Origin of the sequence: Bifidobacterium sp. (genome assembly GCF_050874245.1) — a bacterium.
In the GTDB taxonomy this organism is placed as follows: Bacteria; Actinomycetota; Actinomycetes; order Actinomycetales; family Bifidobacteriaceae; genus Bifidobacterium.
In genome coordinates this window covers 1-10,828 of record NZ_JBNMKH010000063.1, presented here as the reverse complement: position 1 = coordinate 10,828, position 10,828 = coordinate 1, and the positions used below count along the sequence as shown (strand labels likewise).

The window sequence follows — 10,828 nt, the reverse complement described above, 5'->3', positions numbered from 1 at the left end:
TGCGGTGTTGCGGTGGCGGTGGCTGCGTGTGGGGCATGTGGGTTGTATGTGGTCGTATGAGGGAGGCCGTGATGGCGTTCGTCAAAGACATGTTGCGTATGTGGGCGCATTCGTGGAAAAGGTTCGTTTCGATCGCCATGATCACCCTGCTGGGCGTGGCCGTGCTCACCGGCATATACGCGGGTTGCCGGGACGCGTTCCGCGGTACCGATCGGTTCTTCGACGCTCAAGGTCTGCACGACATCCAGGTGCTGTCCACCGCGGGACTGACGGATGACGATATCGCCGCGTTGCGTGCCGTCGACGGCGTCGAGAAAGTGCAGCCGGAGCGGTCGCAGGACGTCAACGTCGACTTGGATGGCGGCAAATCGGCGACCATGCAGGAAATCGGAACGGACGGCATCGACCAGCCGTACGTGCAGGAAGGACGCCTGCCGAAGAAAGCCGGCGAAATCGCGGTGACCCGGAAATTCATGCTCGACTCCGGCAAGAAGATCGGCAGCCACCTCACCGTAACCCCCGAATCCTCCAAGTCCTCCTCTTCGGATGCCCAAGTGTCCGATTCTGCAGAATCGGACAAACAAACCGGCAAAACCATCGCCTGGATGTCCGATTCCCCAGAATCGGACAAACATGGTGCTCAATCGGATGCCTATGTGTCCGTTTCCCCAGAATCGGACATTCAGGAGGTTGGAAACGGTGCTCAAGTGTCCGTTTCCCCAGAATCGGACACTCAAAGTGGCGCTGCAACCGTCGCGGTCGCGGACGAAACGGACGGGACCTCCGAAACCGACGCGGCGCCCAGCTTCCCGACCAAGCTCACCATCGTGGGCGTGGTGCTCGATCCACGGAACCTGAGCAATCCGGACGGCTACTCCGCCATGACATCGTTCCGCTCCACCGCCACCACCGACTACACGTTCTTCGCCCCCTCCGATGGCGTGACCGGCACCCTCTATACGTCCGCGACCCTCCTCGTCAAAGGCGCCGTGGCCGAAGACACGTTCGACGAATCGTACGAGGACACCGTCGGGCGGGTGGCCGACCGCATCGACGGCACCGTGAAAACCGACCGGCAGAAGGCCCGCCGCCAGGAGCTGCTCGACGCGGGCGAAAAGCGGATCGCCGACGCACGTGCGAAAGCCGACAAGCAGTTCGCCGAGGCGCAGTCGCGCATCGACGCCAATCGCGAGCGGTTCAACCAGCAACTCGACCGCATCGTCGACATGCAGGCGGGCGCCGCAGCCGCCAATCTCACCGACGCCATGCGTGAAACAATGCGTGAAACAGCAATCGCGGCAAGCCCCGAACTGACGCAGGCCAAACAGCAGCTCGACCAGGCGCAATCGCAATTGGACGAACAGCGGGCGAAAACCGAGCGAACGCTGAAAACCAAGGAGAACGAGCTGAAGAACAGTGTTCCGCAAGTGCGGTGGTACGTGCAGGACCGGCAGTCGCTCGGCGGATTCAGTGCGCTCAAATCCGACCTCGACTCCATCCAGTCGCTCGGCAACGCGTTCCCGATCGTATTCCTGATAGTGGCCGTGATGATGAGCCTGACCGCCATGGCGCGCATGGTCGAGGAGGACCGCTCGCTCATCGGCACCTACGTGGGGCTCGGCTACGGGCGCCTCGTGGTGGCGTCGCGCTACCTGCTGTTCGCGGTGCTCGCCTGCCTCATCGGCGGTGGACTCGGTCTGCTCGCGGGCTTCCTCGGCATTCCGGCGTTCCTGCTGGTCGTATTGGAGGGCATGTACGTGATGCCCGGCGTGCATCTGGAATACGACTGGCTGTACGGTTCGCTCGGCGTCGCGCTGTTTGTGGTCGGCGTGCTCGCCGCCACCATCTACGCGTGCGTGCGGGAGATGCGTCTGACGCCCGCCGAACTGATGCGGCCGAAAGCGCCACGTGCCGGCTCGCGCATTCTGCTGGAACGGATTCGGCCGATTTGGAATCGCATGAGCTTCCTCGGCAAAGTGACCGCGCGCAACATCTTCCGTTTCAAGTCGCGTCTGATCATGACGGTCGGCGGCGTGGCCGGCTGCACCGCGCTTATCGTCTGCGGCCTCGCCATCAATGACACCGTCGCCGACCTTGGAATCAAGCAATACCGCGACATCTACCAATACGACCTGATGGTGGTTTCCGGCGATTCGGACGCGGACGAGATGCGCGCCAAAGTCGCTTCGGACGGGCGCGTCACGTCATCGCTCGACGTGCGCGTCGAATCAGGAGATCTGACGGTTGGGAAGGGGAGTGCCGGAAAATCGGACGATGCCGGAAGGAAAGCCGACGATTCGAATGGCGGCAGCTCGAACGGCGGCAGCGCAAGCATCCAGCTGATCACGGTGCCGGAAAAGCGGCTGTCCGATTTGGGTACGATGGTCACGTTGCAGCCGGTGAGAACCGGGATGCTGGGCTCTTCCGAGGCAGGCAAGGCCGGTTCCCTGAAAATTGGATGACGACGGCGTGATCGTGGCGCAGTCGGCGGCGAACGCGTTCGGCGTCACCGCAGGAAGCAAAGTACAGCTGACCAACGGCGATGGCGTGCAGGCCGTCGCGAAAGTGGCCGCGGTGAATCGCAATCTCATCGGCTCGGACGTGTACGTGAGCGAAGCCTACTACACCAAACTGTTCGGCAAAACCTTCGTATCCGATACGTCCGGCGCGAGTTCTAAATCTGCCGGTTCTTCCGCATCGAGAATGTCCGATTCTGCAGAATCGGACAAACAGACGACCCAAATCGATGCCTACGTGTCCGATTCTCCAGAATCGGACATTCAAAGCACGAAAACCAGGTCCTACGTGTCTGTTTCTGCAGAATCGGACACTCAGGATTCCACGGCGCTGGCCTGGAACGCCATGCTCGCCAAACTCTCCGGAACCGACGCCTCGCAAACCGCCTACGCGCAATCGCTGGAAAAAGACGATGCGGTGATGAAGACCGTGAGTTGCGCGCACATGGCCGACAGCTTCAAATTCGACCTCATGGGCGCGGTGGTGGCGCTGATCGTGGCGCTCGCCGGCGGTCTGGCGCTGGTGGTGCTGTTCACGCTCGCCAATACGAACGTGTCCGAACGCGTGCGCGAGATGGCCACGCTCAAGGTGCTTGGCTTCTTCGACCGTGAAGTGCACCATTACGTGAATCGCGAGATGATGATTCTCACCGTCATGGGGGTGGCGCTGGGTCTGCCGCTCGGCCGATTCGTGGGCGGCCTGTTGACCATGGCGCTCAACATGCCTTCGCTGTATTTCGAGGTGGAGGTCAAGCCGCTGAGCTACGTGGTCGCGGCCGCGGTGACCATGGCGTTCGCGCTGCTGGTGCAACTGTTCGTCAATCCGGTGCTTGACCGCATCGACCCGATCGGCTCGCTCAAGTCCGTGGAGTAGCCGGCACCTTAATTCTTCGGATAGCGGTAGTTGTGCGGCAGCTGCGTGGTGAGATGCGGGTCCAGGCCAAGCTCCTTCAGCTGCCGGTCGATCTCATGTCGGGCGCGCTCCACAAGCGCGGCCCGGTGCTCGTCGCCATGCCCATGCGCTTCCAGCACGTCCAACGTCTCCGCCAAGCGCTTGAGCCGATCCTGATGGTGCAGCAGCGTGCGTATCTGCGCATGCTCGTGCACGATCTCACGCCAATCGGACGGCGTGTGCGCGATCTCCCGGACCGCGGTGACCGGGTGCACGTCGGCCACCTGATACGTGATTGAGCCGAGCAGCGGCATCAGGAACACCGTGATCGCACCGGCCGCGACGAGCGTCGACGCGGTGTCGCTTTGCATGGTGCCGACCTTCACCGCCAGCGATGTGACGGCGACGATGATCGGCAGCGCGGTCGTGCAATACAGCGCGACGGTGACGCGGTGGTGCGACGACATCGGGTTGCTGCGTTTGTCGATTGACATGGCGATGTACACCGGCACCGCGCGGATCAGCATGAGCATGACGATGAACGCGACGAGCAGCGCGGGCCGCCCGGCGACGGCGCGCACGTCGATCGCCGCTCCCGATACCACGAAGAAGACGGGAATGAGGAATCCGTAGCCGACGCCTTCCAGTTTCATTTCCAGCGATTGGCTGCCGTCGGGGATGATGTAGCGCAGGATGAAGCCCGCGGCGAACGCGCCGAGCACCGCGTCAAGGTCAAACAGCGCGGAGATGGTGACGAGGAAGATGAGCAGGAACGTGGTCAGCCGCATCAGGGTCTGCGATGACGTGTTCGCGTTTTCCGTAAGGAAATGGTACAGGCGATGGCCGGTTTTGAGCGCCTTCGCAGGCAGGGTCGCGCACAGCAGGCAGATGGCGAGGAACGTGCCGAGTACGAGCATGGTCTGCCATCCGGTACGGGTGGACAGCAGTATGGCCATGGCGATGATCGGACCGAGTTCGCCCCATGTTCCGTAAGAGATGATCGCGTCGCCGATGGGGGTTCCCTCGAGGCTGCGTTCCTTGAGGATCGGCATGAGCGTGCCGAGCGCGGTGGTGGTGAGCGCGATGACTGTGGCGATGCCGTTGATGCCCTGTTTGGAGAAGAACGGGATGAACGTCACGACCAGCCATGCAAGGCCCAGCGTGACCACCCATGTGATGAGGCCGACCTTGCCTTGATGCCCGGCAAGACGCTTCGGATTGATCTCATAGCCGGCGAGCAGGAACAGGAATGCCATGCCGAGCTCGCTCAGGAGTTTCACAGCGTCGTTCACCTGCACCACGCCAAAACCGTATGGACCGAGCGCGGCTCCGGCGGCGAGCAGCAGCACGGTCTGCGGAATGAATTTTCCTGGGATCAGCTGCGCCACGATCGGGCTGACGGCCGCCACCGCCATGATGATGGTCAATGAAACGAGCTCTTGCGTCATGCCATCAGCCTAATGTCCCTGCGTGACGGGCTGGCTGGGGTTAAGCCCGGTGCATATAACGCGGATGCGATGTGATCAGGCGACCAGATCGCCGAGGCTGCCGAAGTCCAGTACTGTCCCATGTTTGGTGGGGAAGGACTCATCACCCCCGTAGACGACGAAGCGATGATCCGTCTCCACACCCATAATCGGCGCGAGGTCTTCCAGATTCTCGAAAGCGCTTGGCCGGTATGTGGCGGACGATTTGACTTCGATCGCATACAGGGGCTTGCCGCCTTTCTCGAGGATGAAATCAACCTCTTTTTTGTTGCTGTCCCGCCAAAAGAACAGCCTCGGTTCTTTTCCAAGCGCCTGATAGCGTTTGATGATTTCGACCGCGACCGCATTCTCGTAAAGATTGCCACGGTATTGGCTTTCTGCAAGCTGTTCGGCGGTTTCGATGCCTAGTAGATTAGCTGCCAGTCCAGTGTCGTAGAAATACAGTTTCGGGGCTTTGATCAGGCGTTTCCCGAAATTCTTGTGGTAAGGGTGTAGACGAAATGCAATGAAGCTTGATTCGAGGATGGACATCCAGTTACGGGCCGTATCGACGCTGATATCGCAGTCGTTGGCAAGGCTTTCGATATTCAGCACTTCGCCGATCCGTGTGGCGCATAGCGTGAGAAATGTGTTGAAGGACGATACTTTCCGTATGCCCAGTTCGGCGCGCACGTCACGGTCGATGTAGGTGCGGATGTAGTTTGGGAAGAAGTCTTCGGGCGCGATGCCAATGACGTTAAGCCGGGGATATCCGCCACGGAACAGGAAATCGCTCATGGCCGTCGGCTCGAAGTCCGTGCCTGAAAGCTCGTTATAGGAAAGCGGAAGCAGGTGGAGGATTGCCACGCGACCTGCGAGCGACTGGGAAATGCTTTTCATGAGCAGAAAATTCTGCGAACCGGAAAGTATGTACTGTCCGGGCATATTCGCGTTGTCTATTACCCCCTGCATATATGAGAACAATTCGGGGACACGCTGCACTTCGTCGAGGATGACCTTGTTGTCGAAGCGGGCGAGGAATGAGCGTGGATCATCTTGGGCTACCGCGCGCATATCCGTGTCTTCGAGGGAAACGTAGCGATAATCGGGAAAGACGTTTCGGACGAGTGTGGATTTTCCGCTTTGCCTTGGGCCGGTGACGGAAACGACCGGAAATTGCTGGGCAAGATGCAGCAGTTTGTCGCTGAGCGTTCGATGAAGCATTTTGCGCCTCCTGCAAGGGTTTTGAAGCAGCTATTCGTTGATTTGCATAAAGTCTAACCCACGATTTGCATAAAGTCTAACCCACGATTTGCATAAAGTCTAACCCACGATTTACATAAATCGTTTCCAATCCACCATTGGGATGATATCTGCCTGCAGGCGTCTTATGGATGTTGGGCTGTCTGCTATAGGGGGTATTTGGGAATGGCACGTGTTTCTTCAATGCTTGCCTGAGCGCTTTGCCTGAACGTCCGGTTGACGCCTTATTTCTGTTCGGGAACCAGACATTTCAGAGATAAACGTACGAGGGGATGCGGGTTTCTTTCGCGTTACGAACAATGAAGTTTATTGTGCGGTTCTCGCGGTAGGGTGTGAGCATTATGACTTTTGGGAATACGCAAACCGGAAAAACCGGCGCGGCTGGCAACGCGCAGTCGCAGATCAAATCCGTCGAAAGCCTCGACGAAGACAACGAAATGTCCCGTGGCCTGACGAATCGCCATGTGCAATTCATCGCCATCGGCGGCACCATCGGCACGGGCCTGTTCCTCGGCTCCGGCAAATCCATCGCCCTGACGGGCCCCAGCATCATCTTCGTATACGTTGGCGTTGGCCTGATCATGTTCCTGCTCATGCGCGCCATCGGTGAAATGATGTACCGCGACCCGAGCCAGCACACCTTCATCAACTTCATCGGGCGTTACCTCGGCCGTGCGTGGGGCAAGTTCGCGGGCTGGACGTATTGGATCGTGCTCATTCTGACCGGCATGACCGAGATCACGGCGGTCAGCACCTATTTCGTCACGTTCTTCCGTATGTTCGGTATAGAACTCCATGCGTGGAAATGGCTGATCGAACTGTGCTTCCTGGTGGTGCTCACCGCCATCAACCTCATCGCCGTCAAAGTGTTCGGCGAGGCGGAGTTCTGGTTCTCGATGATCAAGATCACGCTGATCGTCGGCCTTATCGTCACGGCCGTGGTCATGCTGGTCATCGGCTTCCACTATCCGGCCACCACCATCGATGGTGTGGACGGCACCATTCCGGGCGCCTCCGTTTCGTTGAAGAACCTTGTCGACGGTTTCTCCATCGCGCCGAACGGCTGGATGAGCTTCTTCATGAGCTTCCAGATGGTGTTCTTCGCCTATCTGCTCATCGAATTCGTGGGCGTGACCGTCTCCGAAACGCAGAATCCGCGCAAGGTGCTGCCGAAGGCCATCAACGAGATCATCATGCGTATTCTGATTTTCTACGTGGGCGCGCTGGTCGCCATCATGGCGATTGTGCCATGGCGCAATTTCAAGCCGAACTCCGATGGCTCCTACCCGTCCCCGTTCATCATGGTCTTCAAGTACGCGGGGCTTGACTGGGCCGCCGCGCTGGTGTTCTTCGTGGTGATCACCGCCGCCGCATCGTCGCTCAACTCGCTGCTGTATTCGGCGGGCCGCCACCTGTACCAGCTGGCGCAGGATTCTGACGTTCCGGCCATGGCGCGACTGGCCGAAGTGTCCGACCGCAAGGTGCCGGCCAAGGCAATCGTGGTGTCCGGCTGCATGGTGCTGTTGTCCCCGATCATCAACATGATTCCCGGCGTCAACAGCGCGTTCGTGCTGTTCTCCTCCGCAGCCAGCGCCGTGGTGATCTTCATCTACGTGCTTACGATGTTCGCGCATCGCGGTTATCGCAAGAGCTCCGACTTCATTGCGGACGGCTTCCTGATGCCGGCATGGAAGGTGACGGATTGGATTGCGATCGCGTTCTTCGTATTCGTGTACGTGACGCTGTTTCTTTCGGCCGATACGCGCGGTTCGGCGATCGCCGGCGTGGTCTGGCTGGTGGTGTTTGGCGGATACTGCCTGCTGAGCGAACGTTCCAAGAAAGGCGATTCGAAGGCGGTCTCGCGCAAGTAGGTCGCGCAAATAGCGTGGTTGCGTGGTGTTACGTGATACGGACGCAACGTGCGATACAAAAGGGTCGGTGGGAAACGTAAGTCTCCCACCGACCCTTTGTCGTGCGATGGCGATGTGCCATCGCAAACAGCCACCGTCATCGCACGTAGTGTGCGGCTCAGCCTGTTGGTAATCGGCGCGAATCGCAGCCGATCAGCCGATGTAATCAGCCTCGTTCGTCGGGCTGGACGGCACAGCGTGATCTTCCGTCACCTTGCCCAGACCGGACAGGTACGCCTCACGGCCGGCCGCGATCGCATTCTTGAACGCGCGTGCCATCAGCGGAATGTTGCCGGCGGAAGCGATGGCCGTGTACGCCATCACTGCGTCCGCGCCCATTTCCATAGCCTCGGCGGCCTGGCTCGGACGGCCGATACCAGCGTCGATGATTACCGGAACGTTGGAGTTCTTGATGATCACCTCGATGAAGTCGCGTGCGCGCAGGCCCTTGTTCGAGCCGATCATCGCGCCAAGCGGCATCACGCACGCAGCGCCCGCATCCTCAAGACGCTTCGCCGCGATTGGGTCCGGGAACATGTACGGCATGACCACGAAACCCTCCTTGGCCAGTTGCTTCGTGGCCTTGATGGTCTCTTCGTTGTCGGGCAGCAGGTACTTCGCCTCGTGTTCGATCTCCACCTTGACGAAGTCCGTCTGGCACACCTCGCGGGCCAGACGCGCGATACGCACTGCCTCTTCGGCATTGCGCGCGCCGGACGTGTTCGGCAGCATGGTGATGCCCTTGGGGATGTAGTCGAGCAGGTTGTTTTCGGTGGTGCGGCAGCGGCGCAACGCCATGGTGACGATCTGCGTGCCGGCGTTCTCGATGGTGGCTTTGATGAGGTTCAGGTCGTAGCGGCCGGAACCGAGGATGAAGCGGCTGGTGAACTTGTGGCCGCCGAGGATGAGCGGATCGGCGTCGCCGGTGGCGATCTCGTCGTAGGCGTGTGCGTCCGGCTCCGGCAGGATGGCGGTGTTCGTGGTGGTGCCGACCAGCTCGTCGAGCGTGGCGTTCGGCGCGGCGGCGACGTCCTTCTCCGCGGTAGTGATGGTGTGTTCAGTGCTCATAGTCGGTTCCTTTCGTTGGAATTACGCGGTTTTCGCTGTTTTCTTGCGGTGGCCGCGATTGATGCACGGTGGATATTGCGTTGTGATCGGTGCGCAGGGACTAGTGTGGCGGGGCCGGTGCGTAGTGGAGTAACGTAGCATTTTCCGCTGCGCACCGGCCCCGCATGCCTTGTGCCTTGCGGCCTTATGCGTCCTCTTCGCCGAGGATCAGACGGGTGATCATGTTCGCCTCATGGCAGGCGACCACGCCCACGCGCGGCGCCATCAGACCGGCACCCGGCACCGGTGCGGTCTCGCCGTCGCCGCAGAAGTAGAAGTTTTTCGAGACGCGGCGTGTGCTCACCAGATTGGAGCTGCGGAATCCGGCCATGCCCGAAGCGCTCACGAGCTTCTTGTCCGGCAGGTTCTCCAGCACCGCGTTGACGAGCATCGTCTTGTTCTCCGGCACGTCGAACGCCTCGCAGATGATGTCCTCGTTCTCGAACAGCGTCGGCACGTTCTCGTCGGTCACCTTGACGGTGTCGATGGTGATTTCGGTGAACGGGTTGATCTGGCGCAGGTTGGAGCGCAGCGCCTCGGTCTTGTACTGGCCGAGGTCCTTGAGGAAGTACTGCTGACGGTTCAGGTTGGTCATGTCCACGCGGTCGAAGTCGATGAGGTGCAGATGACCGACGCCGATGCGGGTCAGGGCCACCGCGATGGTGGAGCCGAGACCGCCGAGGCCGCAGATGGCCACGTGCGCGGCGTCGAGCTTGTCCTGCGTGGCGGCGGTGTGGCGGTCGAGCAAGGCCGCGCGGATTTCCTCGCGGCTGACCAGCGTGGTGGGGTCGGGCAGGTTGTCGAATGCCTGCTGGCGGGCGTTGATCTGTTCCGGTGTTGCAGTGGGTTCAAAGGTCATGATGGTTATTCTTCCGTTCGTTGATGTGCTGGGTGTTGTTGGCTTGCGTTGCTGTGCGTGCGATTGCGGCGTGCTGCGCGTCGCGTGCCTACGTTCGCCGGACGTGCGTCACATGCGTCACGTGTGTTGTGCATGTTGTGCATGTTGTGCATGCAGCCGCGTCCGGGCCGATTTGGCGGATTGCTGAATCGCTGAATCGCAGTGCCGCTCAGCCGCCCTGCACGAAGGTGACGATTTCCAGGGTGTCGGTGCCCTTGAGCTGCGTCTGCGCGCGCTTGGTGCGGGGCACGATCTCGCCGTTGAGCTCCACGGCCACGCGGTCGGCGCGCAGCCCCTTGCTTTCGATCAGCTCGGCCACGGTGATGGGCGTGGCGACGTTCTCTTCCTTGCCGTTGATGATCATGTGCGGTGTTCCCTTCTGTGCCTGCGGCACTGTCTATGGCCCCTTGAGTGTCCGATTCTGCAGAATCGGACATCTGAACGCCGGTTTTGGTCCTCTGTGTGTCCGTTTCTCCAGAATCGGACACACGAAGTGCCTTTCGGGATGCACGTGTGTCCGTTTCTGCCGAATCGGACATACAAGCATCTGTTTGCGGCTTCCACATGTCCGTTTCTGCCGAACCGGACACTCGGGGTCGGTACGAAAAAAGGGTCGCCGAAGGAACCGTACCCTGTGAGGTGGTGCGCCCCTCCGTGACCCTAATCACGCGATATTCGGTTATCGCGAACGGAAGATTGAGATGCGCCTTGGCGGCGCGAACAACCCGTCTCCTTACGGCGGCATTACCCGCATCAAGTCCTCGGTCGAAGCTCGT

General features: G+C 60.2%; 6 protein-coding genes and 1 pseudogene. 2 read left to right on the top strand and 5 right to left on the bottom strand.

Features of this window, described 5'->3' with window-relative positions; genetic code table 11:
• Positions 1 to 1,418: 1,418 nt before the first annotated feature.
• A pseudogene (locus tag ACR0P8_RS07270) lies at positions 1,419 to 3,390 on the top strand (ABC transporter permease); the annotation flags it as partial.
• A gap of 8 nt (positions 3,391 to 3,398) precedes the next feature.
• On the opposite strand, the gene ACR0P8_RS07265 reads toward ACR0P8_RS07270, so the two are convergent.
• Complete coding sequence (locus ACR0P8_RS07265; protein ID WP_432624451.1) at positions 3,399 to 4,856, bottom strand: cation:proton antiporter; 1,458 nt, start codon at positions 4,854 to 4,856, stop codon at positions 3,399 to 3,401.
• Between the two features lie 75 nt (positions 4,857 to 4,931).
• Positions 4,932 to 6,098 carry an ATP-binding protein gene (locus tag ACR0P8_RS07260; RefSeq protein WP_432624450.1) on the bottom strand — a complete coding sequence of 389 codons (1,167 nt, stop codon included), beginning with the start codon at positions 6,096 to 6,098 and terminating at the stop codon, positions 4,932 to 4,934.
• A 380-nt stretch (positions 6,099 to 6,478) separates the two neighbouring features.
• Here ACR0P8_RS07260 and ACR0P8_RS07255 point away from each other — a divergent pair, with 380 nt between their 5' ends.
• Positions 6,479 to 8,008, top strand: a complete 1,530-nt coding sequence (locus ACR0P8_RS07255; protein ID WP_432624449.1) for an amino acid permease — start codon at positions 6,479 to 6,481, stop codon at positions 8,006 to 8,008.
• 192 nt (positions 8,009 to 8,200) lie between these two features.
• Here the strand turns inward: ACR0P8_RS07255 and ACR0P8_RS07250 are convergent, their stop codons facing one another.
• The 3 genes from ACR0P8_RS07250 to thiS all read right to left on the bottom strand — a co-directional run bounded on the left by ACR0P8_RS07250 (position 8,201) and on the right by thiS (position 10,416).
• On the bottom strand, positions 8,201 to 9,115 hold the full coding sequence (locus ACR0P8_RS07250) for a thiazole synthase (RefSeq protein ID WP_432624448.1): 915 nt from the start codon (positions 9,113 to 9,115) through the stop codon (positions 8,201 to 8,203).
• Between the two features lie 184 nt (positions 9,116 to 9,299).
• The gene (gene thiF, locus ACR0P8_RS07245; protein WP_432624447.1) at positions 9,300 to 10,013 is read right to left on the bottom strand and encodes a sulfur carrier protein ThiS adenylyltransferase ThiF; all 714 of its coding nucleotides are present in this window, start codon (positions 10,011 to 10,013) and stop codon (positions 9,300 to 9,302) included.
• 208 nt (positions 10,014 to 10,221) lie between these two features.
• A complete protein-coding gene (gene thiS, locus ACR0P8_RS07240; protein WP_432624452.1) occupies positions 10,222 to 10,416 on the bottom strand; it encodes a sulfur carrier protein ThiS in 195 nt (64 codons plus the stop codon).
• Between the last annotated feature and the right edge of the window lie 412 nt (positions 10,417 to 10,828).

Excerpts from the sequence above, each read along its gene's own strand:
- ACR0P8_RS07265 (WP_432624451.1), bottom strand. The coding sequence starts at position 4,856 with ATGACGCAAGAGCTCGTTTCATTGACCATCATCATGGCGGTGGCGGCC.
- thiS (WP_432624452.1), bottom strand. The coding sequence starts at position 10,416 with ATGATCATCAACGGCAAGGAAGAGAACGTCGCCACGCCCATCACCGTG.
- ACR0P8_RS07255 (WP_432624449.1), top strand. The coding sequence starts at position 6,479 with ATGACTTTTGGGAATACGCAAACCGGAAAAACCGGCGCGGCTGGCAAC.
- thiF (WP_432624447.1), bottom strand. The coding sequence starts at position 10,013 with ATGACCTTTGAACCCACTGCAACACCGGAACAGATCAACGCCCGCCAG.
- ACR0P8_RS07260 (WP_432624450.1), bottom strand. The coding sequence starts at position 6,098 with ATGCTTCATCGAACGCTCAGCGACAAACTGCTGCATCTTGCCCAGCAA.
- ACR0P8_RS07250 (WP_432624448.1), bottom strand. The coding sequence starts at position 9,115 with ATGAGCACTGAACACACCATCACTACCGCGGAGAAGGACGTCGCCGCC.